22 protein-coding genes are annotated in these 25,337 nt (G+C 60.7%); 15 read left to right on the plus strand and 7 right to left on the minus strand.

Going from position 1 to position 25,337, the window contains the following annotated elements:
* Positions 1 to 104: 104 nt before the first annotated feature.
* Both AC6BYQ_RS08730 and nfo read left to right on the plus strand, forming a co-directional pair.
* Positions 105 to 1,178 (plus strand): YeiH family putative sulfate export transporter, encoded by a 1,074-nt coding sequence (locus AC6BYQ_RS08730; protein ID WP_154746531.1) that lies wholly within the window; start codon positions 105 to 107, stop codon positions 1,176 to 1,178.
* Between the two features lie 89 nt (positions 1,179 to 1,267).
* The gene (gene nfo, locus AC6BYQ_RS08735; RefSeq protein ID WP_019453617.1) at positions 1,268 to 2,107 is read left to right on the plus strand and encodes a deoxyribonuclease IV; all 840 of its coding nucleotides are present in this window, start codon (positions 1,268 to 1,270) and stop codon (positions 2,105 to 2,107) included.
* Between the two features lie 19 nt (positions 2,108 to 2,126).
* Here the strand turns inward: nfo and AC6BYQ_RS08740 are convergent, their stop codons facing one another.
* The 4 genes from AC6BYQ_RS08740 to fruB form a co-directional block, all read right to left on the minus strand.
* On the minus strand, positions 2,127 to 2,720 hold the full coding sequence (locus AC6BYQ_RS08740) for a DJ-1/PfpI family protein (protein WP_498056725.1): 594 nt from the start codon (positions 2,718 to 2,720) through the stop codon (positions 2,127 to 2,129).
* 161 nt (positions 2,721 to 2,881) lie between these two features.
* On the minus strand, positions 2,882 to 4,564 hold the full coding sequence (gene fruA, locus AC6BYQ_RS08745; RefSeq protein ID WP_019453619.1) for a PTS fructose transporter subunit IIBC: 1,683 nt from the start codon (positions 4,562 to 4,564) through the stop codon (positions 2,882 to 2,884).
* A gap of 11 nt (positions 4,565 to 4,575) precedes the next feature.
* Positions 4,576 to 5,517 (minus strand): 1-phosphofructokinase, encoded by a 942-nt coding sequence (fruK, locus tag AC6BYQ_RS08750; protein WP_004935702.1) that lies wholly within the window; start codon positions 5,515 to 5,517, stop codon positions 4,576 to 4,578.
* On the minus strand, positions 5,514 to 6,647 hold the full coding sequence (gene fruB / locus AC6BYQ_RS08755; protein WP_435980805.1) for a fused PTS fructose transporter subunit IIA/HPr protein: 1,134 nt from the start codon (positions 6,645 to 6,647) through the stop codon (positions 5,514 to 5,516). The genes fruK and fruB overlap by 4 nt, the downstream gene beginning before the upstream one ends.
* Before the next feature lie 248 nt (positions 6,648 to 6,895).
* Here fruB and AC6BYQ_RS08760 point away from each other — a divergent pair, with 248 nt between their 5' ends.
* From AC6BYQ_RS08760 to AC6BYQ_RS08775, 4 genes are all read left to right on the plus strand, one after another.
* Positions 6,896 to 7,318: a nucleotide triphosphate diphosphatase NUDT15 gene (locus AC6BYQ_RS08760; RefSeq protein ID WP_498056726.1), complete on the plus strand. Its 423-nt coding sequence runs from the start codon at positions 6,896 to 6,898 to the stop codon at positions 7,316 to 7,318.
* Positions 7,319 to 7,551: 233 nt separating this feature from the next.
* Entirely contained in the window at positions 7,552 to 8,712 is a 1,161-nt protein-coding gene (locus AC6BYQ_RS08765) for a NapC/NirT family cytochrome c (protein WP_025160185.1), read from the plus strand.
* A gap of 12 nt (positions 8,713 to 8,724) precedes the next feature.
* Positions 8,725 to 11,199 carry a trimethylamine-N-oxide reductase TorA gene (gene torA / locus AC6BYQ_RS08770; RefSeq protein WP_197668051.1) on the plus strand — a complete coding sequence of 825 codons (2,475 nt, stop codon included), beginning with the start codon at positions 8,725 to 8,727 and terminating at the stop codon, positions 11,197 to 11,199.
* Between the two features lie 155 nt (positions 11,200 to 11,354).
* Entirely contained in the window at positions 11,355 to 12,530 is a 1,176-nt protein-coding gene (locus AC6BYQ_RS08775; RefSeq protein WP_498056727.1) for a sugar efflux transporter, read from the plus strand.
* Here the strand turns inward: AC6BYQ_RS08775 and AC6BYQ_RS08780 are convergent.
* Positions 12,527 to 12,781, minus strand: coding sequence for a YkgJ family cysteine cluster protein (locus AC6BYQ_RS08780; RefSeq protein WP_019453627.1), 255 nt, complete (start codon positions 12,779 to 12,781; stop codon positions 12,527 to 12,529). The two genes, AC6BYQ_RS08775 and AC6BYQ_RS08780, sit on opposite strands and share 4 nt — an antisense overlap.
* A gap of 269 nt (positions 12,782 to 13,050) precedes the next feature.
* Here AC6BYQ_RS08780 and mtr point away from each other — a divergent pair, with 269 nt between their 5' ends.
* Both mtr and yeiP read left to right on the plus strand, forming a co-directional pair.
* Entirely contained in the window at positions 13,051 to 14,295 is a 1,245-nt protein-coding gene (mtr, locus tag AC6BYQ_RS08785; protein WP_019453628.1) for a tryptophan permease, read from the plus strand.
* A gap of 126 nt (positions 14,296 to 14,421) precedes the next feature.
* A complete protein-coding gene (gene yeiP / locus AC6BYQ_RS08790; RefSeq protein WP_004935725.1) occupies positions 14,422 to 14,994 on the plus strand; it encodes an elongation factor P-like protein YeiP in 573 nt (190 codons plus the stop codon).
* A gap of 42 nt (positions 14,995 to 15,036) precedes the next feature.
* On the opposite strand, the gene uxuA is transcribed toward yeiP, so the two are convergent.
* The gene (uxuA, locus tag AC6BYQ_RS08795; RefSeq protein ID WP_498056728.1) at positions 15,037 to 16,227 is read right to left on the minus strand and encodes a mannonate dehydratase; all 1,191 of its coding nucleotides are present in this window, start codon (positions 16,225 to 16,227) and stop codon (positions 15,037 to 15,039) included.
* 293 nt (positions 16,228 to 16,520) lie between these two features.
* Between uxuA and AC6BYQ_RS08800 the strand changes: the two genes are divergently transcribed.
* Positions 16,521 to 17,993 (plus strand): mannitol dehydrogenase family protein, encoded by a 1,473-nt coding sequence (locus AC6BYQ_RS08800; RefSeq protein ID WP_498056729.1) that lies wholly within the window; start codon positions 16,521 to 16,523, stop codon positions 17,991 to 17,993.
* A gap of 62 nt (positions 17,994 to 18,055) precedes the next feature.
* Here the strand turns inward: AC6BYQ_RS08800 and AC6BYQ_RS08805 are convergent, their stop codons facing one another.
* Entirely contained in the window at positions 18,056 to 18,364 is a 309-nt protein-coding gene (locus AC6BYQ_RS08805; RefSeq protein ID WP_019453631.1) for a YmdA family protein, read from the minus strand.
* A 318-nt stretch (positions 18,365 to 18,682) separates the two neighbouring features.
* On the opposite strand from AC6BYQ_RS08805, the gene AC6BYQ_RS08810 reads away from it, so the two are divergent.
* The 6 genes from AC6BYQ_RS08810 (at position 18,683) to AC6BYQ_RS08835 (ending at position 25,332) form a co-directional block, all read left to right on the plus strand.
* On the plus strand, positions 18,683 to 19,657 hold the full coding sequence (locus AC6BYQ_RS08810) for a CobW family GTP-binding protein (RefSeq protein ID WP_154746537.1): 975 nt from the start codon (positions 18,683 to 18,685) through the stop codon (positions 19,655 to 19,657).
* A gap of 77 nt (positions 19,658 to 19,734) precedes the next feature.
* A complete protein-coding gene (locus AC6BYQ_RS08815) occupies positions 19,735 to 20,445 on the plus strand; it encodes a phosphatase PAP2 family protein (protein WP_498056730.1) in 711 nt (236 codons plus the stop codon).
* Between the two features lie 410 nt (positions 20,446 to 20,855).
* Positions 20,856 to 21,431 carry a bifunctional murein DD-endopeptidase/murein LD-carboxypeptidase gene (gene mepS / locus AC6BYQ_RS08820; RefSeq protein WP_025160183.1) on the plus strand — a complete coding sequence of 192 codons (576 nt, stop codon included), beginning with the start codon at positions 20,856 to 20,858 and terminating at the stop codon, positions 21,429 to 21,431.
* Positions 21,432 to 21,499: 68 nt separating this feature from the next.
* A complete protein-coding gene (locus AC6BYQ_RS08825; RefSeq protein ID WP_198636336.1) occupies positions 21,500 to 21,757 on the plus strand; it encodes a hypothetical protein in 258 nt (85 codons plus the stop codon).
* 87 nt (positions 21,758 to 21,844) lie between these two features.
* Positions 21,845 to 23,431: a cyclic di-3',5'-guanosine monophosphate phosphodiesterase PdeN gene (gene pdeN, locus AC6BYQ_RS08830; RefSeq protein WP_019453636.1), complete on the plus strand. Its 1,587-nt coding sequence runs from the start codon at positions 21,845 to 21,847 to the stop codon at positions 23,429 to 23,431.
* A gap of 89 nt (positions 23,432 to 23,520) precedes the next feature.
* The gene (locus tag AC6BYQ_RS08835; RefSeq protein ID WP_498056731.1) at positions 23,521 to 25,332 is read left to right on the plus strand and encodes an extracellular solute-binding protein; all 1,812 of its coding nucleotides are present in this window, start codon (positions 23,521 to 23,523) and stop codon (positions 25,330 to 25,332) included.
* Positions 25,333 to 25,337: the final 5 nt, after the last annotated feature.

The following is a 25,337-nucleotide window of genomic DNA, read 5'->3' on the forward strand; positions in this document are numbered from 1 at the left end:
ACATACCACTTATTCAGATAGGTTATAAATATATAATCAATTTCTCTTTTATTCAGCCCAAACGTACTCTTAGCGGCAAGAAACAGACTGAAGGACTGACTTTTATGGCGACTGATACCACTCACACTTATCCCGAGCGACGCTTTCCGCTGTTCGGCCTGCCGCGGCTGGTGCCAGGGCTGCTGCTGACCGGCGCGCTCACCGCGCTGGCCGTCTGGGCCGGCGATATTCCCTGGGTGGCGGAGCTGGGGCTGGGGGCGCTGACGCTGGCGATCCTGCTCGGCATTCTGGTGGGCAACACGTTGTATCCGCGCTGGCAAACCGCTTGCCATAGCGGCGTACAGCTGGCTAAACAGCGTCTGCTGCGTTTGGGTATTATCCTTTACGGCTTCCGGCTGACCTTTCAGCAGATCGCCGACGTGGGCGCCAGCGGCATCATCATCGACGCGCTGACCCTGACCACCACCTTCCTGCTGGCCTGTTGGCTCGGCAAAAAAGTGTTCGGCATCGACAGCCAGACCGCGATACTGATCGGCGCCGGCAGCAGCATTTGCGGCGCGGCGGCGGTGATGGCCACCGAGCCGGTGCTGAAGGCCGACTCCAGCAAAGTGGCGGTGGCGGTCTCGACCGTGGTGGTGTTCGGCACCCTGGCGATCTTCGCCTACCCGTGGCTGTACCAGTTGAACGAACACTTCCAGTGGCTGCCGTTCAGCCAGGAAACCTTCGGCATCTACGCCGGCTCCACCATTCACGAAGTGGCTCAGGTGGTCGCCGCCGGGCACGCCATCGGGCCTGACGCCGAAAACGCGGCGGTGATCGCCAAGATGATTCGCGTGATGATGCTGGCACCGTTCCTGCTGCTGCTGTCGGGCTACATCAGCCGCGGCGGCGAAGGCAAGGCGGAAAAATCCGCCATCACCATTCCGTGGTTCGCCGTGCTGTTTATCGCCGTCGCCGGGTTGAACTCCTTCAACCTGCTGCCGGCCACGCTGGTGCGTCACCTGATCACCGCCGACACTTGGATGCTGGCGATGGCGATGGCGGCGCTGGGGCTGACCACCCACATCAGCGCCGTGCGCCAGGCCGGGATGAAACCGATTCTGTTGGCTACGCTACTGTTCGTCTGGCTGCTGGTCGGCGGCGCCGCGATAAATCAGCTGGTGCAACACTGGTTCTAATCTCCCCTTCTGCGGCCCGCTTCGGCGGGCCGCATTTATTCCGCCCGCCATCAATGCCATAATGTCACCGATAACACAGGAGAATGAAGATGAAGTTTGTCGGTGCACATGTCAGCGCGTCAGGCGGCGTGGATCAAGCGGTTATCCGCGCGCACGAATTGGAGGCGACCGCGTTCGCCCTGTTCACAAAAAATCAGCGTCAATGGAAGGCCGCGCCGCTGGCCGCCGACGTGATCGATAAGTTCAAGAGCGCCTGCGCCCAGTACGGCTTCGGGCCGGGGCAGATCCTGCCGCACGACAGCTACCTGATCAACCTTGGGCACCCGGTGGCCGACGCGTTGGAAAAATCGCGCGAAGCGTTTATCGACGAGCTGCAGCGTTGCGAACAGCTGGGGCTGACGCTGCTGAACTTCCACCCAGGCAGCCACCTGCTGCAAATCGATGAAGACAAGTGCCTGGCGCGCATCGCCGAATCGATCAACATCGCGCTGGATAAAACCGCCGGCGTGACGGCCGTGATCGAGAACACCGCCGGCCAGGGCAGCAATCTGGGCTTCAAATTCGAACACCTGGCGGCGATCATCGACGGCGTGGAAGACAAAAGCCGCGTCGGCGTCTGCATCGATACCTGCCACGCCTTCGCCGCCGGCTACGATCTGCGCACCGAAGAAGAGTGCGAGCGTACCTTTAAGCAGCTTGGCGACATCGTCGGTTTCAACTACCTGCGCGGCATGCACCTGAACGACGCCAAGAGCGAGTTCAACAGCCGCGTCGATCGCCACCACAGCCTGGGGGAAGGCAACATCGGCAAAACGGTGTTCAGCTACATCATGCGCGATCCGCGTTTCGACAATATTCCGTTGATTCTGGAAACCGTAAACCCGGATATCTGGGCCGAAGAGATCGCCTGGCTGAAGGCGCAGCAGTAACCCTCCCCTGGCCGCTCGCCTAAGCGCGGGCGGTTTCCTTCACCGCGTGCTCCGCCGCCAGCATGGCGCTGAACTGACGCAGCGTTTCTTCATCCAGGCCCGCAGCCCTGAACACCGCGGTGGTAAAGCTGACCGGCGCCGATCCCGGCGCCGTAATGACTCGGTCATCCGCCACGGCGGCGGCGCTCGCAACGAAACGGCGCTGCCCGGTATAGCCCGCCACATGACGCGTCAAAAACTCGGCATCGTTGGAGGTGTGCGCCCTGCCGTTCAACAGGCCGGCCCGCGCCAACGCCAGCGTCCCGCCGCAAATGCCCGCCACAGTCGCACCGCGTTGCAGCTGCTCGTTGAGCAGCGCGCTGATGTCCGGCGCCCGTTCGGTTTCCCACAGGGTGCCGCCAACCACCACCAGCACCTCGGGGCACCAATCCGCCAATTCGGCAACGCCGCGAGCCACCTCTACCGTCAACCCGCCCTGTGAGCGAAGCTTTCCGGCCTGCGGCGCAAAAAACGCCACCTCCAAGCCATAAAACGGCCCGCCAACGCCGGCGATAAGCGCGTATTCCCAATCGGCGAAACCGGATGTCAGTACGATCGCCACTTTTTTAGCCACTGATGAATCTCCTTGAGTCATTCCTTGTTCGCAGGAACAAAGTCGCGCTATCAGCGTAGAAAGCATTGTGATTTTTGACCAGGGGTAAATCGTGCTAACCGACTAAGGCACAAACAAAAACGCGCAGCTCGAGGCTGCGCGTTTTGCGGTATCGGCAAGGCTTACGCCGCGGCGGCTACCGGCGCTTCAGCACGTTTCAGCAGGGCGTACGCCACCCCCGCCAGCAGCGTGCCTGCAGCGATCGCCACCAGGTACAACAGCACCGGCGAAATCGCGCCCGGGATCAGCAGCACGAACAGCCCACCGTGCGGCGCCATCAATTTGGCGCCGAAGGCCATCGACAGCGCGCCGGTCAGTGCCCCGCCGGCAATGCAGCACGGCAGCACGCGCATCGGATCGCGGGCGGCGAATGGAATCGCCCCTTCGGTAATAAAGCACAGCCCCAGCACCAACGCCGCCTTGCCGCCTTCCTGTTCAGATTTCGGGAACTTGCGGCGCGCCAGCAGCGTCGCCAGCCCCATAGCCAGCGGCGGTACCATGCCCGCCGCCATGATCGCCGCCATCGGCGCATACACCGAGGAGCTGAGCAGCGCGACGCCGAACGCGTAGGCCGCTTTGTTCACCGGGCCGCCCATGTCGGTGCACATCATGCCGCCGAGGATTGCGCCCAGCAGCACTGCGTTGGCGGTGCCCAGCGATTGCAGCCAATGGGTCAGGCCTTCCATGATCTTCGCCACCGGCGTGCCGACCACGTAAATCATGATAAGGCCGGTGATCAGGCTGGCAACCAGCGGAATGATCAGGATCGGCTTCAACGCTTCCATGCTTTGCGGCAGGCGCAGCTTGCTGCTGATCGCCTTGGCGACGTAACCCGCCAGGAAGCCGGCGATGATACCGCCGAGGAAACCGGCGCCGGTGCTCACCGCCAGCATGCCGCCGATCAGGCCCGGCGTCAGCCCCGGACGATCCGCGATGGAAAAGGCGATGAAACCGGCCAATACCGGCACCATCAGCGCGAAGGCGGAGCCGCCGCCGATCTGCATCAGCGCCGCCGCCAGCGTGCCTTTGACTTCAAACGCCTTGATGCCGAACACGAACGACAGCGCGATGCACAACCCGCCTGCCACCACCATCGGCAGCATGTAAGACACGCCAGTCAGCAGGTGGCGATACGGGCCGTTGCCCTCTTTCTTTTTCGCCGCCGGCGCCGCGTTGCCGCGCTGCTGCGGCTGAAACACTTCCGCCTCGGCCTGCGCCTTGTCCAACTCCTGGGCGGTTTTCTTCAGCGCCAGGCCGGTCGAAGTGCGATACATCGGCTTACCGGCAAATTTGTCCAGATCCACTTCGATGTCCGCCGCGACGATCACCAAATCCGCCGCCGCCACTTCTTCCGGAGTGATAGCGTTGCCGGCGCCCACGGAGCCGCGCGTTTCCACCTTCACCCACCAGCCGCGCTTCTTCGCTTCGCTTTCAATGGCTTCGGCGGCCATAAAGGTGTGCGCCACGCCGGTCGGGCAGGCAGTGATCGCCACGATGCGTTTTTGCCCGGCGGCTTTCACCGCCGCCGCCTGCGGCGCCTGATAGGTTTCAGCTTCGGCCTTGGCCCGTGCCAGAAAAGCCTCCGGTTCACGCACCGCCTGCTCTACCTCACCCACATACACCAATTTGCCGTTCAGCCCGGCGTCAGCAGGCGCAGTCTGCCCTGCCACCACCACCAGTTCGGCATCCTGCAGCGACTCGACCAGCGTCAGGCCGGTTTTGGCCGCGGCAGCCTCCAGCATGCGTTTCGCCAGGTGGCCACGGGCCTGCCCCAACGAACTGTCTACCATCAGCAGCGTTTTCATTCTGCCTCCTGCTATTGATTGAAAGGTTTCAGATCGACGCGCGCCATCATCGCGGCCAACTGGGGACGATCGGTCACGCCGACGTTGCTCTGGCTGACCGCCAGCGCCGCTACCGCCGTGGCCAAACGCAGGGTGTGTTCGCTGGATTCGCGCATCAACAGGCCGTAAATCAGGCCGCCGACCATCGAATCGCCGGCACCCACGGTGCTGACCACCTCACAGGACGGCGGTTTGGCGATCCAGGCGCCGGAAGCGTTAACCCACAGCGCGCCTTCCGCACCGAGGGAGATCACCACGTGGGCGATGCCCTGCTCGCGCAGCGCATGCGCGGCCTCAACCACGTCCGCCAGCGCCGGCAGCGGGCGGCCGGCCCAGATTTCCAGCTCGCGGCGGTTCGGTTTGACCAACCACGGCGAGGCCTTCAGCCCGGCGACCAGCGCTTCGCGGCTGCTGTCGAAAATGATGCACGGACACTTGGCGCGCAGCTGGGTCATCCAGTCGGTAAACGCATCGGGATCGACGCCGGCCGGCAGGCTGCCGCTCACCGCCACCATATCGAACTGGCCCAGCCAGCTCAGCGAGTCGCTGACGAAGCGATCCCAGTCCTGCGGCGTCACTTCGAAGCCGGAGAAGTTAAAGTCGGTCACTTCGCCGTCTTTTTCCGTCAGCTTGACGTTGATGCGGGTGCGGCCCGGCACCACCTGGAAGCGGTTGGCGATCCCCAGATCGCTGAACAGCAGCTGGAAACCGTCCTGATTGTCTTTGCCCAGGAAGCCGCCGACGGTGACGTCGATGCCTAAATCCTTCAACACCTTGGCGACGTTGATGCCCTTACCGGCAGCGTGCAGGCCGGCGGTTTTTACCCGGTTGACTTCCCCGCGCTCGATCTGCGGGCAGAAACCCACCAGATCGTACGCCGGGTTCAAGGTGATCGTTGCTACCCTTCTGCTCATGCTGCGCCCTCGCCCAGTCCTTCATTAATCGCTTCGCCGATCGCCTTCAGCGCGGCTTCAGCATCTTCTCCATTGGCGGTAAAGCGCAGGTGGTGCCCTTTCTTCACGCCCAGTGCCACCACCTTCATCAGGCTGCGCCCGTTGGCCGGCTTGCCGCTGCCGTCCAGGTTGGTGACGGTGATGTCACTGTTGAAACTTTTGATCACGTTAACCAGCGCCGTGCCCGGCCGCGCGTGCAGACCGTGCTCGTTGCGGATCACGAACTCGGCGCTCAGCACGCTGCTCTCCTCGGCCACTTCACTGGTCAGCAGCGCCAGCACGCCAGCGGCATCCGCCTTCAGCAAGCGTTCAGCTTTATTGGCCAGCAGCAGATCGCTGAGGTAATTGAGCACCGCCAGCGGCTGCGCGTCGGCGACCGACACCGTCAGCAGCAGCGCCACCGGCTCGCCGTCTTCCACGAAAGCCTGCGCCGGTCGGCTGACGGTGGCCGCGCTGGCCAGGTTGCCTTCAACGCTGTCGCTCAGCCAGATACCCTGCCCCAGGTTCAGCGGCCTGCGGGTGATGACATCGCTGACGAACTGCGCATTGACCGCACCGACCTTTTGCAGCCGACCGGCGTTCAGCGCCTGCAGCGTCATCAGGCTGTCGGCCGCGACGTCGAGCGCAATCAGCGAGACGTCGAACTGGAATTCGGCGCTCTGCTGCTCGCCCATCAACAGGCTGCGCAGCTCTTCCGCAGAGGTGGTTTTCGCCAACCGCTCCGCTACGCTGTCATCGCTCAGCACGTGGGTGAGTTGACGCAGCAGCGCCAAATGCTCGTCGGAACGGGCGGCGATGCCGATCGCCACATAGGCGGTCTGGCCTTCTCCCCAGGCGATGCCTTGCGGGAACTGAAACACCTGCACGCCGGTTTTCAACACCAGATCGCGGGTATCGGTGGTGCCGTGCGGAATGGCGATGCCGTTGCCCAGATAGGTGGACGTCTGCAGTTCGCGCTGCAGCATGCCGTCTACATAGCCGGCGCTGACGCAGCCGGCTTCGGTCAGGGCGGCGGCCACCTGACGGATGGCCTCCTGCTTACCGGCAGCCGCAGCGCCCAGATGAATGTCTTGCGGTGACAACTGGAACATGATTCTCCTCTCCTGCTGAATTGAATCGTTTCAGCTTCATTGAGAAAAAGGAGCGCTATCCGCTGACCACAAGCGGCGGGATAACGCTGAAACGTTTCAAGGAGTGTGTGAGCAGCGCAAGGCGAAAGCAAGTTTTCTCCCTTTCGCCATTGCAGATTTTTGAGCTTACGCACACTTTCGCCGGCGCATTGGTCAGCGCCGGGGCAAAATGACATACTGGTGCTGAAACTTTGCTGACGGAGAAAAGCATGAACGTAGTGACGGGCGTCGGGGTGATCATCGTCAACCCGCAAGGCGAGATTTTGTTGGGCAAACGCTGCGGTTCCCACGCGCCCTTTTGGTCGATTCCCGGCGGCCATCTGGAGGCCGGGGAGACCTTCGAGCAGTGCGCCCAGCGCGAAATCGCCGAAGAGACCGGCTTGCTCATCGATCCGCCGCGCTTCGTGGGCGTCAGCAACAATCTGCAGACCTGGTGCGCCGAAGGCAAACACACGGTGTCTATCTGCCTGCAGGTGGCCCACCCCGGCGGCGCAGCCGAACTGAAAGAACCCGAGAAATGCGCCGAGTGGCGCTGGTGCGCGCCTGACGCCCTGCCGGAACCCCATTTCGAAGCCAGCCGCACCGCTATCCGCCTGTGGCTGAGCGGCCAGGCCTACCTGCCAGCGGTCTGATCCAATGCGAGCGCGTGCTGCGCTCGCTTCCCCTGCCGCATCGCCCCACCGTTATATAAATTAGAATATAACGCTATTTTTTGCGATATACGCCATTTTTTTGACTACGGATAACCCTATGGGGTTAACCCTCTTCTATCATTATCCCTGCAATCGACGTGGCATTCTGACCTCCGGTCGGCGGCCTTTTGGCAAGATTTTATTTTAAATTCATAATTATAAGCGGGTTTACCATGAGCAAAAAACTGACTGGCTTTGAAAAAAAGCGTCGGTGGGGATGGCTATGGCTTTTGCTGCTGGGGATTATCCTCGGCGCGGCGCTGTTGGCCGGGACCGCCACCGTATTCCATAAAACCAGCGATACCGCCTTCTGCGTTTCCTGCCACACCATGCAACAACCGTTGGCCGAATATCAGGGCAGCGTCCACTTCCAGAACACCAAGGGCATCCGCGCCGAGTGCGCCGACTGCCACGTGCCGCACCAGCCGATCGATTATCTGTGGACCAAAATCCGCGCGGTGAAAGACATTTACGGCGAGATGGTCGGCACCATCGATACGCCGGAGAAATACGAAGCGCACAAGCTGGCGATGGCGCAGTCAGTCTGGAAAACGCTGAAAGAGAACGACTCGGCCACCTGCCGCTCCTGCCACAGCTACGACGCCATGGATATCACCGCCCAGCGCCCTGAAGCGCGCCTGCAGCACCCGGTGGCGATCAAACAGGGCGAAACCTGCATCGATTGCCACAAGGGCGTGGCGCATATCCTGCCGGACATGAGCGGCGAAACCCAGGCCGGCGCCGCCGAGCTGGCGAAGGCCGCGGCGTTGACCGCTCCGGACGCCACCACCCTCTACACCATCGCCACCGAGCCGTTCTTCCTCAGCGCGGACGACAGCCATAACGCCGGCAACCTGATGCCGTCCACCGAAGTGCAGGTGGTCAAGCAGGATGGCGACAAAGTGCTGGCCACCGTCAGCGGCTGGCAGCAGGACGGGGTCAGCGAAGTGTTCTACGCCGCGCAGGGCAAACGCATCCTCAGCGTGCTGCTGGGGGAGGAAGCACGCCAACAGCTGAAGACCGCCGCCACCCAGACCGATGCGGAAACCGGCCTGGTCTGGCATCAGGTTTCTCTGCAGGTGTGGCTGCCACGCAAACAATTGATTGACGATCAGCAAAAAATCTGGCGCTACGCCGCAGACATGATGTCGGCCAACTGCACCGGCTGCCACGGGCTGACCGCGCTCGATCGCTTCAACGCCAACCAATGGATCGGCGTCATCAAAGGCATGGCACCGCGCACTTCGCTGACGCAGGAACAGCTGCGCGTGCTGACGCAATACGTACAAAAACACGCCAGCGACATGCCACCTGCCGCACCGGCCAAGCTTTAAGGGAGAAGCGCAATGAGCAACCAACAACCGTTAACCATGAGCCGCCGCCGCTTCCTGACCGGCGCCGCCGCGCTGGCCACCGCCCCGCTGCTGGCGGGCTTATGGCCCAAAGCGGCGCTGGCGCAGGCCATCAGCGAAGCGCTGCCGCAGTTCATCGTCTTGCGTCAGGCGCAGAAAGGCATTCTGACCGGCGCTCACTGGGGCGCGTTTGAAGCCATCGTGCAAGACGGTAAGATGGTCGGCGTACAGCCGGTGCAGGACGATCCGTATCCGAATGAGCTGATCACCATGGCGCCTTATCAGGTGCACGCCGAGAACCGCATCAAATACCCGATGGTGCGCAAAAGCTGGCTGGAGGGCGGCCCCGGCAGCCGCACCGAACTGCGCGGCCGCGACGAGTGGGTGCGCGTCAGCTGGGACAAAGCGACCGAGCTGGTGTGCAATGAGATCGTTCGCCTGCAAAAAGATCACGGGCCGCAGTCGATCTACGCCGGTTCCTACGGCTGGAAAAGCGTCGGCATGCTGCACAACAGCCGCACGCTGCTGCAGCGCCTGATGAACCTGACCGGCGGTTTCCTCGGCTACGCCGGCGACTACTCCACCGGCGCGGCGCAGGTGATCATGTCGCACGTGGTCGGTTCGATGGAGGTCTACGAGCAGCAGACCGCCTGGCCGAACGTGATCGAGAACAGCGAGCTGGTGATCCTGTGGGGCTGCAACCCGATGGTCACGCTGAAAAACAGCTGGAACGTGCCGGATCACGTCGGCCAGACCGGCTTCGAGGCGCTGAAGAAGAAAGGCACCCGGGTGATCAGCATCGATCCGGTGCACAGCGACAGCGCCAAGTTCGTCAATGCACAGTGGATCGCCCCGCGTCCTTATACCGACGGCGCGATGCTGATCGGCATCGCCCACACGCTGCTGACCGAGAAGCTGCATAACCCGGACTTCTTGAAAACCTACACCGTCGGCTTCGACAAGTTCCAGGCCTACCTGCTGGGCGAGAGCGACGGCGTAGCGAAAACCGCCGAATGGGCGGCCGACATCAGCGGCGTCGATGCCGATACGCTGCGCGGACTGGCGCGCGAGATGGCGAAACACCGCACCATGATCATGGGCGGCTGGGGCATTCAGCGCCAGCACCACGGCGAACAGCAGCACTGGCTGCTGGTGACGGTGGCGGCGATGCTCGGCCAGATCGGCCTGCCGGGCGGCGGCTTCGGCTTCAGCTACCACTATTCCTCCGGCGGCAGCCCGACCGCCAAAGGCGGCATCATCGCCGGCATCTCCGCCGGCAACGCGCCGAAGAACTCGCCGGCGCCGATCCCGGTGGCGCGCATCGCCGAATGCCTGAGCAATCCGGGCAAAACCATCGACTTCAACGGCGCCAAGGTCACCTACCCCGAGGTGAAAATGGTGTATGTGGCGGGCGGCAACACCTTCCACCAGCATCAGGACACCAATAACCTGGTCAAAGCCTGGCAGCGGCCGGACACCATCGTGGTCAACGAGCCTTACTGGACCGCCACCGCCAAGCATGCCGACATCGTGCTGCCGGCCACCACCAGCTACGAGCGCAACGATCTGGAGATGGGCGGCGACTATTCGCAGCTCTACGTGTTCCCGATGCATCAATGCGTGCCGCCGCAGCACGAGTCGCGCAGCGACTTCGACATCTTCTCGGCGATGGCGGCCAGGCTGGGCGTGCAGGATGCCTTCACCGAGGGCAAGGATGAAACCCAGTGGCTGAAAGGCATGTACGACGACATGAAGAACCAGGCGCGCGCCGCGCGGGTGGCGCTGCCGCCGTTCGACATGTTCTGGCAATCCAATAACTACGTGCGTTTCCCGGTGCCGGAGGCCAACACGCAGTGGGTGCGCTTTGCCGACTATCGCGACAACCCGTTGCTGAACCCGCTGGGCACGCCGTCGGGCAAGATCGAGATCTACTCCGACGCCATCGCCAAAATGCATTATGCGGATTGCCCCGGCATCCCGACCTGGATGCCGCCGCACGAGTGGTACCGCGGGCCGGAAGCGGCCAAATATCCGCTGTCGCTCAATACCGCGCACCCGACCAACCGGCTGCATTCCCAGCTCGACAACACGCCACTGCGCGAGAAATACGCGGTGGCGGACCGTGAAGCGATCCTGATCCACCCGCAGGACGCGCAGCCGCGCGGCATCAGCGGCGGCGATCTGGTGCGGGCGTTCAACGATCGCGGCCAGATCCTGGTGGGCGCGGTGGTCAGTGAAGACGTGCGGCCCGGCGTGGTGCGCATCAGCGAAGGCGCCTGGTTCGATCCGGCCGATCCGGCGCAGCCCGGCTCGCTGTGCAAGAACGGCAACGTCAACTGCCTGACCTTCGACATCGGCTCTTCCAGCCTGGCGCAGGGCAACTGCGGGCAGATGGCACAGCTGCAGATCGAGAAGTATCAGGGGCCGGCGCTGAAAAACACCGCGCACGCGGTGCCACAAGGCGCCTGATTTATCGGCAAGTATCCGGGGCGCGGTGCGCCCCTTTTTTCTCGTCGCCGCGCGAAATATTCGCTTACCCTACGCCGCTGGATAGCGGTTTGCGTTTCTTTTCAACGGGCGTATGATGCGCGCGACCTCCCTTTTTCGACGAATTCTCAACCGCCATGCCGACTTCATCCGCAGTAACGCGACGCGCGCCCGACCTCACTTCGCTGGCCTTTTTGGCGGTGGCGTTCCTGACCGGCATCGCCGGCGCTTTGCAAACCCCGACGCTGAGTCTGTTTCTGGAAACCGAGGTTAAGGTGCGGCCGGCGCTGGTCGGGCTGTTCTTTACCGGAAGCGCGGTGATCGGCATTTTGGTCAGCCAGTTTCTCGCCGGCCGTTCGGATAAAAAAGGCGACCGCAAATCACTGATTTTCCTCTGCTGCATGCTGGGCGCGCTGGGGTTCACGCTGTTCGCCTGGAGCCGCAACTATTACCTGCTGCTGCTCGTCGGCGTACTGCTCACCAGCTTCGGTTCCACCGCTAACCCGCAGATGTTTGCGCTGGCGCGCGAGCACGCCGATCGCTCCGGACGCGAGGCGGTGATGTTCACCTCCATCATGCGCGCCCAGGTCTCCCTCGCCTGGGTGATCGGTCCGCCGATCGCCTTTGCGCTGGCGCTGGGATTCGGCTTCAAAACCCTGTATCTGGCGGGCGCGGCGGTCTTTGTACTGTGTGGCCTGCTGGTGTGGCAGCGGTTGCCTTCGATGCCGAAGGCCGTGGCGGCGGGCGCCCCGCTGGCCGCGCCGCGCCAACATCGCCGCGATTCGCTGCTGCTGTTCGCCGCCTGCACCCTGATGTGGACCGCCAACAGCATGTACCTGATCACGATGCCGCTGTATGTGGTGCACGAATTGCGGCTGCCGGAACGGCTGGCCGGGATACTGATGGGCGCCGCCGCCGGGCTGGAGATCCCCATCATGCTGCTCGCCGGGCTGGCGGCGAAACGCTGCGGCAAGCGTTTCCTGATGCGCGTGGCGGTGGTCGCCGGCGTGCTGTTCTACGCTGGCCTGCTGTTTATCACCGGCAGCGGGCAACTGATCGCTCTGCAGCTGCTGAATGCGGCGTTTATCGGCGTGCTGGCGGGGATCGGCATGCTCTATTTCCAGGATTTGATGCCCGGTCAGGCCGGCACCGCCACCACGTTGTTCACCAATACCATCCGGGTGGGCTGGATCATTGCCGGCGCCCTCGCCGGCGCGGTGGCGGAAATCTGGCGCTATCATGCGGTGTTTTACGCCGCGCTGGCGATGGCGGCAGGGGCGACGCTGTGTCTGTGGAAGCTGAAGGAGGCTTAGGGCGCAGTGTCCGCTTCCAGCCTGGCGAGATAGATCAACGCCTGATCGCGGTGATCGTGGCACATGTCGCGGCTCGGCTGCAGGCTGCCGCACACCTTCGGCCGCAGCGGCGAGTGAAACAGGCCGCAGCGCAGCTGTTCATCCAAATGAATGCAGCGGGTATTGGCGGGCTTGCCGTTCGGCATGCCGGGGATCGGGCTGGATATTGACGGCGCGATACAGCAGGCGCCGCAGTCGCTGCGACAGTCCATCAGCGCTACTCCTGGTGGGCTGGGGAAAAGAAGCGCGACAATAGCAGCCGCGCGCGGCGGCTGCCAGCAGAATCCCTGCGGCTCGGCGATCTTTACACACTTCTCGCGGCGGCTTGGCGCCGGTTTATTTAGCCACGTGGCGAATAAACGCCCAAAACATCTCATTTTAAAGATAAAAACGCGTGAAACGTGCAATCCCCCTGCTTTACATGCGTCATACACCCATGTACCATTGAGCTAGTACAAAAGAACCTCTTTCAGGAGCACACATGTCTACGGACACCATCCAGAAGCTGGCCCGCCCTTCCGTCCTCGGCGGCGCGATGATCATTGCCGGTACCGCCGTTGGCGCCGGCATGTTTTCCATTCCGATCGTCACTTCCGGTGTCTGGTTCAGCGGCTCCGTCGCGCTGCTGGTGTATACCTGGGCCTGCATGTTGCTGTCCGGCCTGATGATCCTCGAAGCCACGCTGCACTACCCGAGCGGCGCCAGCTTCAACACCATGGTCAAGGATCTGCTGGGTAAAGGCTGGAACGCCGTGAATGGCCTGTCGGTGGCATTCGTGCTGTACATCCTGACCTACGCCTATATCTCCGCCGGCGGCTCGATCATCGCCCACACGCTGGAAGGCATCGTCGGCGTCGGCCAGACTACCGCCGGCCTGGTGTTCGCACTGGTGGTGGCATTTATCGTCTGGCTCTCCACCCGCGCGGTCGATCGCCTCAGCACCATTCTGATCGGCGGCATGGTGATCACCTTCGTGATGTCGGTGGGCGACATGTTCACCCACGTGCAGCCTGCGGTGCTGTTCAACAGCGGCGACGATCGGGCCAGCTACCTGCCTTATGCCCTGGCGGCGTTGCCTTACCTGCTGACCTCGTTCGGCTACCACGGCAACATTCCCGGGCTGGTGAAGTACTACCACAAGGACAGCGGCTCCGTGGTGCGCAGCCTGGTGTACGGCACCCTGCTGGCATTGGCTATCTACATCCTGTGGCAGTATGTGATTCAGGGCAATATCGCGCGCGACGCCTTTAAACAAGTGATCGCCGAAGGCGGCAATATCGGCAGCCTGCTCAAGCAAATGGGCAACGTCTCCAGCAGCCAGACCGTCAGTCAACTGCTGAACGCCTTCTCCTATATGGCGCTGGCCAGCTCGTTCCTCGGCGTGTCGCTGGGCCTGTTCGATTATCTGGCGGACTTCTGCAAGTTCAAGGACGACGCCGTCGGGCGCAGCAAGACCGCCCTGGTGACCTTCGTGCCGCCGACCCTGGCCGCGCTGCTGTTCCCGAACGGCTTCCTGTACGCCATCGGCTTCGCCGGGCTGGCGGCCACCATCTGGGCGGTGATCGTGCCGGCGCTGATGGCGCGCGCCAGCCGCCGCCGCTACCCGCAGGCGGGTTACCGCGCACCGGGCGGCCGCGCCGTGATTCTGTTCGTCATCCTGTTCGGGCTGATCAACGCCGCCGCGCATATCCTGTCGCTGTTCGGCCTGCTGCCGGTCTTCCAGTAATCCTTGAAGGGAGAGCGCCTGCTCTCCCTTTCCTGCACTGTTTTTACGCCGGGCTCTTGCCTGAAATCGGCGGCGCGAGTACCTTGTCGCAACTTCTCTAATACTCTTCATTGCGGATGAATTGAAATGGCAAGAGCTAACGAAATTAAGCGCGGCATGGCGATCAGCTACAACGGCAAACTGCTGCTGGTAAAAGATATCGACGTGCAGAGCCCGAGCGCCCGCGGCGCCAGCACCCTGTACAAAATGCGCTTCTCCGACGTGCGCACCGGCCTGAAAGTGGAAGAACGCTTCAAGGGCGACGATATCCTGGACACCATTTCCCTGTCGCGCCGCAAGGTGAACTTCTCCTATATCGACGGTGAAGAATACGTGTTCATGGACGACGAAGATTACACGCCGTACATCTTCAAGAAAGACCAGATCGAAGATGAACTGCTGTTCATTCCGGAAGGCGGCCTGCCGGGCATGCAGGTGCTGACGCTGGATGGCCAGGTGCTGGCGCTGGAGCTGCCGCAAACCGTGGATATGGAAATTGTCGAGACCGCGCCGGGCATCAAAGGCGCCTCCGCCAGCGCCCGCAACAAACCGGCCACCATGGCGACCGGTCTGGTGATCCACGTGCCGGAATACCTCAGCGCCGGCGACAAGATCCGCATTCATATCGCCGAACGCCGCTATATGAGCCGCGCCGACTAGTCGCGCCTACGGGGCCGATGCTCGGCCCCGTGTCACTTTCCGCTACGGCAATTCCGGGAAAAAGCGCCGCTTGAGCGCCAGCTCGACGCCGCGCAGCTCCGCCAGCCCTTTCAACCGCCCGATGGCCGAATAGCCCGGATTGGTTTTCTTTTTCAAATCGTCCAGCATCTGATGCCCATGATCGGGGCGCATCGGGATCGGCCGCCGATCGCCCGCCCGTTGCCGCCGCAACTCTTCGGTCAGGATCGCTTCGATCACCGCCACCATGTCCACATCGCCCTGCAGGTGCGCCCCTTCATGGAAGCTTTTCGGGTTTTCCTCGCGGCAGGTGGCGCGCAGATGGGTGAAATGAATGCGATCGCCGAAGGTTTCAATCATCCGCACCAGATCGTTGTCGGCGCGCACGCCGTATGAACCGGTGCACATCGTGAAACCGTTATGAAGGCTGTCGACGGTCTGTTTCAGCCACTGCATGTCTTCTAGGGTGGAAACGATGCGCGGCAGGCCGAGGATCGGCCGCGGCGGATCGTCGGGGTGCACCGCCAGCCGGATGCCGGCCTCTTCCGCCACCGGCACGATGGCGCGCAGAAAGACCGCCATGTTCTCGCGCAGCCGCGCCTTGTCGATGCCGTCATATTCCGCCAACCGCCGGCGAAACTGCTCCAACGTATAACCTTCTTCCGCTCCCGGCAGCCCGGCGATAATGTTGCCGGTCAGCCGGTTTTTTTCCTCCTCGCTCATGGCGGCGAAATAGGCCGCCGCCTGACTGCGCTCCTCTGACGTATAGTCCGCCTCGGCGCCGGTGCGCTGCAGGATATGCAGCTCGAACGCGGCGAAGGCGGTCTGATCGAAACGCAGCGCTTTGGAACCGTCCGGCAGCGGATAGGCCAGATCGGTGCGCGTCCAGTCGAGGATCGGCATGAAGTTGTAGCAGACGGTGTCGATGCCGCAGGCCGCCAGGTTGCGCAGCGTCTGTTGATAGTTGGCGATATGCCGCCGCCAGTCGCCGCTGTGGGTTTTGATCTCCTCATGCACCGGTACGCTTTCCACCACCGACCACACCAGCCCCTTTTCCGCCAGCAGCGCCTGCCGCGCGCGGATCTCGTCGATCGGCCAGACCTCGCCGTTCGCGATATGGTGCAGCGCCGTCACCACCCCGGTCGCCCCGGCCTGACGTACGTCGTCCAAAGAGACCGGATCGTTCGGGCCATACCAACGCCATGTTTGTTCCATGTTTTATCCTTATGCCTGTCTCGCACCGCAATGCTGTTATACCAGTTTAATTTAGATGTCAGCTATCTTTACCTTACTCTTTCGCCCTCCACTGTCAAAACCGAACCCTTGATTGGTTGATCCACTTCACGAATCTGGCTTATTTTGGACAGGCCAATTTATTTGACTGGCTGACAGCTCTACACTGGCCGCAGTTTTATATCGTCAGCGCGCCCTTGTTGATAGGGCGACAAACTGGTCCGCTAACTTGACGCAAGGGGCCAACCAGCTGTCTTACAGGCTTTGGAGATGAGATGAAAACGATCGCCAACACCCCGCTGCCGGGCGCCGTCCGGCAACCGAGCTATGACCGCCGAGCCCTGCGCAGCCGCATCGTGCACCTTGGTTTCGGTGCGTTCCACCGCGCGCATCAGGCGCTGCTGACCGATCGGGTGCTGAACGCCCAAGGCGGTGACTGGGGCATTTGCGAGATCAGTCTGTCCGGCGGCGTGCCGCTGTTTGAGGCGCTGCGACAGCAGGATCATCTGTACAGCGTGCTGGAGAAAGGCGCGGACGGCCATCAGGCCATCGTGATCGGCGCGGTGCGTGAGAGCCTGCACCGCAAGCTGGAGGGCATCGCCGCGGTGCTGGAGAAGCTGGCCGAACCGCAGGTGGCGATCGTCTCGATGACCATTACCGAAAAAGGCTACTGCATCGAACCCGGCAGCGGGCGACTGGATCGACAGCATCCGGGGATCGTCGCCGATCTGGCGTGGCCGCATCAGCCGCAGACCGTGCCCGGCATTTTGGTGGAAGCGCTGCGGCTGCGGCGCGAACGCGGCCTGCCCGCCTTCTCCCTGCTCTCCTGCGACAATATTCCGGAGAACGGCCATGTGCTGCGCCGGGCGGTGCTCGATCTGGCGCAGGCGCGGGATCCGTCGCTCGCCGATTGGATCGCCAGCGCCGCTACCTTCCCCTGCACCATGGTGGATCGCATCGTGCCGGCCGCCACGCCGACCACGCTGGATGAGATCGCCGCCGCGCTGGGCGGCGTGCGCGACGAATGCGCCATCGCCTGCGAGCCCTTCATTCAATGGGTGGTGGAAGACCACTTCGCCGCCGGACGCCCGGCGTGGGAGTTGGCCGGCGCCCAGTTGGTCAGCGATGTGCTGCCGTTTGAACACATGAAGCTGCGCATGCTGAACGGCAGCCACTCGTTCCTGGCTTACCTAGGCTACCTGGGCGGCTATCGCTATATCAACGAGTGCATGGCGGATGAGCACTACCGCCGCGCCGCCCTGCGGTTGATGCTGGATGAACAGGCGCCAACGCTGAGCGTCACCGGCATCAGCCTGCCCGACTATGCCGCACAGCTTATCGCGCGTTTCAGCAATCCGGCGCTGCAACACCTCACCTGGCAGATCGCCATGGACGGCACGCAGAAGCTGCCGCAGCGCCTGCTGGATGCCGTGCGCTGGCATCTGCGGCACGGCGGCGACTATAGCGGGCTGGCGTTGGGCGTGGCGGGCTGGATGCGTTACGTCGGCGGCGTCGATGACGCCGGTGAGCCGATCGACATTCGCGATCCGCTGGCAGACATGCTGCTGCAGACGGTTGCCGCAACGCCGGACGATCGACGGCGCGTAGCGGCGCTGTTGGCGTTGAAATCGGTATTCGGCGAAACGCTGGCGGCGCATGCGGCGTTTAGCGAAGCGGTGACGCAAGCCTATTTATCGCTGCGCGATCGCGGTGCGCGTGAAACGGTGAAGGAGTGGGTGATGCGGTGAGGAGCCTGCAGAGCCGAGAATAACCATGCCGGCGTAACGTTACGCCGGCATGGCGGAACGACTTAACGATAAACGACCGTCATAACAGCGAGTTTCTTCTGTTGGTCTACCCACTTCATTTCGGTTGTGCCTAGATTTAGCGGAAGTTCTTTGCGTGTAGTATCAAAACCTGACAACGCTTGCTGGGCCTGATAATGCTGGCCGTTGCGGTAACATTGCGTATTCGCCTTAGAATCTGCAATATTGACCGTGCAAGGACTTTCAACGATAGAACCGACGAAGCGAATTACCCCGCCGGCCACTCCTGCATGACTCACTGCCGTCCATGAAAACAACATTCCTACGATCAAAAATAACCGAAAGATATTCATGGCAACCTCATTTCTAGTTAAGCCAATTTAACCATAGAGGATCTTGTTAGGAATAATCGCAAGGAAAGGGGCAGGATTTGATCGTTAATCGCGTCATTAACAATGTAAAAACAAGCTACTAACAAAAGTTAACCGCATCTAATACAGGGTTTTATCTAAGAACTTTCTTGTTCTGAAAAGTGGATTTTGTCGGTTGAAAAGCGCAGGGTGACGTGCAAAATTTGAGAGATAGAGCACAAATTAAATCGCAGCGGCCTTGCCAATCCGGCAGCGTAACTCATTTATTAAGCAAGTTAATTTTTGCACCTGGAATTATTAATGACCAAAACCAATCTGATTACCGGCTTCCTCGGCAGCGGTAAAACCACCACCATCCGCCATTTGCTGGCTCATAAACCCGAGCATGAGCGCTGGGCGGTATTGGTCAATGAATTCGGCGAAATCGGCATCGACGGCGCGCTGCTGGCGGACAGCGGCGCGGTGCTCAAAGAGATCCCCGGCGGCTGTATGTGCTGCGTCAACGGCCTGCCGATGCAGGTGGGTTTGAATATGTTGTTGCAGCAGGCCAAACCGGACCGGCTGCTGATCGAGCCAACCGGGCTTGGGCATCCGAAACAAATCCTGTCGCTGCTGACCCAGGAGAGCTATGCCGGCTGGATCGATCTGCAGGCGACGCTGTGCCTGCTGGACGCGCGCCAGCTCAGCCAACCGCGCTACCGCGACAACGAAAACTTCCGCGATCAGCTGGCCGCAGCCGACATTATTTTGGCCAGCAAAAGCGATACCTATCAGGCAGAAGATCGGCTGGCGCTAACAGCCTGGACGGCGCAGGATCCGCTGCAGCGGCCCTGCTACGCTATCGCGCAAGGCGAGGCGGATGTCGCGCTGTTGTCACTTCCGCGCACGAATCGTACAGAATTGCCGGACGCGCAGCATCATCATGGGCAGGCGAAAACGCAGGGATTGGCGGCGCTGCGGCTACCGGAAAACGCCCGCTGGCGGCGGGCGTTGAACGAAGGGCAAGGCTTCACCAGCTGCGGCTGGATTTTTGACGGCGAAACCCGGTTCGACACCGTCGGTTTTATGGAGTGGGTGCGGCTGGCGCCGGTCGAACGCGCCAAAGGCGTGGTGCGCATCCCCGAAGGCACACTGTTGATCAACCGCCAGGGCCAGGATCTCAACATCGAAACTCGTCCGGCCGCCCCGCTCGATAGCCGCATTGAGCTGATCCACAGCGAAAATGCCGATTGGAACGCCCTGCAATCCGCCTTGTTTAAGATTCGTTTAAGTTAAATCTCGTACCGTTGCCCCCCGGTTGTCGCAGGGCAGCCGGGTTTTGTTTCATTTTCATTTTTTCAACAGGTTATGTCATGACACGCCGCAATTTACCCTTCATTCTCTTCTTCAACTTACTGGGCGTTGCGCTGTTTCTGTCCTGGTTCCTGCCGGCCAACCACGGCAGCTGGTTTACCCTGGACTCGGCGATCTTCTTCTTCTTTAACCGCCATCTGGCCACCGACCCGTCATTTTTGCACTTGGTCGCCATCACCAATAACCGGGCGTTCGATGTGATTTCGCTGCTCGCCATGGGCCTGCTGTACCTGTACTTCTACCTGAAGCAGGACGCCGCCGGCCGCCGCCGCCTGGTGATCACCGGCGTGGTGATGCTGCTGACCGCCGTGGTGCTGAACCAACTGGGTCACCTGCTGCCGGTGAAACATCCGAGCCCAACCCTGACCTTCGACAATATCAATCGCGTTAGCGAGCTGACCGGTATCCCCACCAAGGACGCTTCCGGCGACAGTTTCCCCGGCGACCACGGCATGATGCTGATTATTTTTTCCTGCTTTATACTGCGCTATTTCGGCCGCAGCGCCTTTGCCATCGCCTTGCTGATTACGCTGGTCTTTTCATTGCCGCGCGTGATGATTGGCGCCCACTGGTTTACCGACATCGCCGTCGGTTCGCTCTCCGTGGTGCTGGTTGGCGCCAGCTGGGTGTTGATGACGCCTTGCAGCGACTGGATTATCGATCGGTTAAATCGCCTGTTGCCCGGCAAACACCGCCCCGGCCAACCATAACTTGCGTCTATGACTCATGCCGGGAGGCCCACGCCTCCCGTGCTCTCCCCCCGCGCAGCGCGCAAAATTTCACCGCCGCCCGTTAACGCTTTTGCAACCTGATTTCACGCCAGATTCATACATCGGACAATTGGCGTTTTTTATATGAAGATTTACATTATGTTACATCACAAATTCATATAAAAAAGACGGGAAAAAGGCTCGCAATCCCCTATCTGTTCCGGTAATCTCGGATGCGTTTGTGCCTGGTTTAAGTTGAATCAGTATGGAATCCGGTAAAAATGTGCGTTCCCGCACGTTTTCAGCGGTAACTGATTGTCGATGCAGCAGGTGCAGATTAGGCTCGTTCCGTTTGGCATTTTTCAGGTAGCGACTTTCGTCGTTAAGGACTTCAAGGGAAAACAACAACAATGGTCAAATCTCAACCGTTTCTGAGATATTTTTTGCGGGCGATCCCTGCAATTGCCGCTGCGGTTATGCTATCAGCGTGCAGCTCGACTCACACTTCGAACTTGAATAACGCACAAACTGAGATGCGTGCAGTTAATGACAAAGACGGTCTTTTACTGCAAGCCTCTCAGGATGAATTCGAAGCGATGGTCCGCAACGTTGACGTCAAGTCAAAGATTATGGATCAGTACGCGGACTGGAAAGGCGTTCGCTACCGCTTAGGCGGTGACACCAAGCGCGGCATCGATTGCTCGGCGTTTGTACAGCGCACCTTCCGCGAACAGTTCGGCATGGATTTACCGCGTTCGACCTATGAACAGGAAGATCTCGGCAAGAAAATCCAGCGCACCAAGCTGCGCGCCGGCGATTTGGTGCTGTTCCGCGCCGGTTCCACCGGGCGCCATGTCGGCATCTATTTAGGCAACGACCAGTTCGTTCACGCCTCCACCAGCAGTGGTGTCATGATTTCCAAGCTGACCGATAACTACTGGGACAAACGTTATCGAGAAGCGCGTCGGGTGCTGACCAGCGGCTGACGGCGCCATGCCTTGAAGTTTCTGAAGACCAAACGAGCGATAAGCGCCGCCTACGGGCGGCGTTTTTATTGGCTGTCGAACCGCCGAATCACCGGGGTTTGGCCGGGTATTATCGTTACCTTCCCCGCCAAGCCGCCGCCACCCACCATTATTTTGATAAACTGTTGGCAGGAAATCGCGCCGGCGAGGAGAAACTCGCCTATTATCGTCAGATGACGGCAACGGCGCCCCGGCGTTATTTAAAACGTTACCGCTTAAAATATGCGCAATATATTTATCAGCGACGCTTCGCATTTAAACGGCGCCGTCGGCTGGGTACAGGATAGAAAGGCAAAAATGAAAAAAAAGCCGTTGGCACAATCCATTAAATGGCTGCGCAATAACCCTGACGCCCTGATGCAGAGGACTCGATTATGGGCTTGAAAAGGGCTTTCGCCCGCAGCGTGTCGCTTCGGCAGCGCAGTCTGGCTAAGAGCTGCGTCGCCGCCCTGGTCTTTTTTACGCTATTTACCGCGGTCACGCTTTCTTTGATCAACCACCAACGCACGCAATATCAGCATAAGGTTGAAGCTCGCACCAGGCAGTTCTCGCTGGATTATATTTCGCACCTGACGGCGGTCATGCAAAAAATGATGCCGCTGCTGGACAAGCCTTGCCTCTCCAGCCAGTCGGACATTACCTATCAGGCGGCCTTCACCAGCGGCGTGCGCACCTTCCTGTTAGTAAAGGAAGGTTACGCCTATTGCTCATCCGCCACCGGCGACATGATGTTGCCGATGAAAAACCTGTATCAGGATATCGACTGGACTCTGCCTCTGGATATGAAATTGCAGCAGGGCACGCCGATTGTGCCGAACAAACCGGCGGTGGCGGTTTGGCTGCGGCATCCCGGCGAGCCGGCTACCGGTATTCTCGCGACGCTGGACATCGATCTGATGCCTTATCTGCTGTTCACCTCGCATGACGAACAGGCGCCGGGCATCGCCATCGTGATGGGCCAGCGCGCCCTGACCACTTTCAGCCCGAACCTGATGCCGGTCGATCAGCTGCCGAAAGGCAAGGCGGATTACCTGACGCTGCCCAATCTGCCGCTGACCATTATGTTCTACAACGAAAAATTGACGCCTAACGACATCCGCCTGACGCTGCTGGGCAGCCTGGTGCTGTCGCTGATGATCGGCGTGCTCTGCTATTACATGCTGCTGCTGCGGCAAAGCCCGGAGCGCGCGCTGCTGCGCGGCATCAAGCGCAATGAGTTCTTTGTCGAATACCAGCCGGTGTTTCATACCGGCAGCAACAGCATCGGCGGGCTGGAAGCGCTGATTCGCTGGCAGCATCCTATCGAAGGGCGCATTCCGCCGGATATCTTTATCCCTTATGCCGAAAGCAACGGGCTGATCGTGCCGCTCACCCGCCACCTGTTCAGACTGATCGCCGAAGATGCGCCGCAGCTGGCCAAAGCCTTACCGCAAGGCGGCAAGCTCGGCCTCAATATCTCCCCTTCCCACCTCAGCGCGCCATCCTTCCACCAGGACGTGTATGAACTGCTGGCGCAGTTGCCGTGCAACTACTTTACGCTGGTGTTTGAAATTACCGAACGCGGCATGGTGGAAGAAGAGAGTGCGCTGGCGGAATTCGACTGGTTGCATAAGCAGGGCATCGAGATCGCGGTAGACGACTTCGGCACCGGCCACAGCGCGCTTATTTATCTTGAACGTTTCACCATGGATTACCTAAAGATCGATCGCGGCTTCGTCAATACCATCGGCCAGGATACGGTCACTGCACCGGTGCTGGATGCCGTGATTTCGCTGGCGAGAAAGCTGAAAATGCTGACGGTGGCCGAAGGCGTGGAAACCGCCGAGCAAATGCAGTTCCTGCAGGAACACGGCGTCAACTTCATGCAGGGTTATTACTTCAGCAGGCCCTTGAGCCTCGACAATTTCGTCGCTTACTGTAAGGCGCATCAGGTCTTTGATTATCAGGAAAAAAATAGTTAATCTTTAAGCATCTTTACCCTGCGCCTCCCCGAAGAATGTTATGCTGGGCGCAGGTTGTACTTCATTCCACAGCAGGAGCTTACCGTCTGATGTCCGTGCGCATTTTCGCAGCTTTGGTGCTTTCGACACTGAGCTTCGGTCTGCAGGCCGAGGCCCTCAATGAAAGCTACGCTTTCGCCCTTCTCGGTGAACCGAAATACGCCACCGACTTCAGCCATTTCGACTACGTCAATCCGGCAGCGCCCAAAGGCGGCGACGTGCGGCTGGCGGCCATCGGCACCTACGACAATTTCAACCGCTTCGCCACCCGCGGCGTGCCCGGTGCGCGTACCGACCAACTCTACGATACCCTGTTCGCAACGTCCGACGACGAACCCGGCAGCTATTACCCGTTGATTGCCGAATCGGCCCGTTATCCCGGCGATCTGCGCTGGGTCGAAGTGGATATCAACGCCCGCGCCCGTTTCCACGACGGCAGCCCGATCACCGCCGCCGACGTGGCCTTCACCTTCAACAAATTCATGACCGAGGGTGTACCCCAGTTTCGTGCTTTCTACAAAGGCGTCACGGTCAAGGCCATCTCGCGCTTGACGGTGCGCATGGAGTTCCCACAGCCGAACAAAGAGGCGATGCTGTCGCTATTCGGCAGTCTGCCGATCCTGCCGGCGGCCTTTTGGCAACAGCATAAGCTCAATGAACCGCTCAACACCCCGCCACTCGCCAGCGGCCCGTATAAAATCAGCGATTACCGCCTCGGCCAGTACATCACCTACCAACGGGTGCGCGACTACTGGGCCGCTAATCTGCCGGTGAACCGTGGCCGTTACAACTTCGACAGCATTCGCTACGATTATTATCTGGACGATAAAGTGGCGCTGGAAGCCTTCAAGGCCGGCGCTTACGATTTCCGCATCGAGCCGTCGCCCAAGAGCTGGGCCACCCAATATCAGGGCGGCAACTTTGCACGCAACTACATCATCAAGCAGGATGAAGTGAATCAGGCGGCGCAGAATACCCGCTGGCTGGCGTTCAACGTCCAAAAGCCGCTGTTCGCCGATCCGCGCGTGCGTGAAGCGATCACTCTGGCTTTCGACTTTAGCTGGATGAACAAGGCGCTGTATTACAACGCCTATCAGCGCACCGACAGCTATTTCCAAAACACTGCCTACGCCGCCCGCGGCTATCCGGACGCCGACGAATTGGCCTTGCTGGCGCCGCTTAAGGGCCAGGTGCCGCCGGAAGTGTTTACCAACATCTACCAACCGCCCTCTTCCGACGGCAGCGGTAACGACCGGCAAAATCTGCTGAAGGCGACCCAACTGCTGAAAGAGGCCGGCTGGGTGGTCAAAAATCAAAAGCTGGTCAACGTCAAAACCGGCCAGCCGTTCACCTTTGAACTGATGCTGCTGAGCGGCAGCAACTTCCAGTACGTGCTGCCGTTCCGCCATAACTTGCAGCGGCTGGGCATCGAGATGCAAATCCGCGAAATCGACGCTTCGCAGTACACCCGCCGCATGCGCGAGCGCGATTTCGACATGATGCCGACGGTGTATCAGGCGATGCCGTTCCCCACTGCCGACTTGCGCATCATTTGGGACTCAGAGTACGTCAACTCAAGTTACAACAGTCCCGGCGTCAAGGATCCGGCGGTCGACAGCCTGGTCAGGCAAATCGCCGCCCATCAGGGCGACGAAAAAGCCCTGCTGCCGCTCGGTCGCGCGCTGGATCGGGTGCTGACCTGGAATCGCTATATGCTGCCAATGTGGTACTCCAGCCACGATCGCTACGCCTATTGGGACAAGTTCTCCACGCCGCCGATCCGCCCGGCCTATGCGATCGGATTCGACAACTGGTGGTACGACGTCAACAAGGCGGCACGTTTACCGGCTCAACGGCAATAAGGAGT

The organism is Serratia sp. LTN-2, from assembly GCF_059740205.1.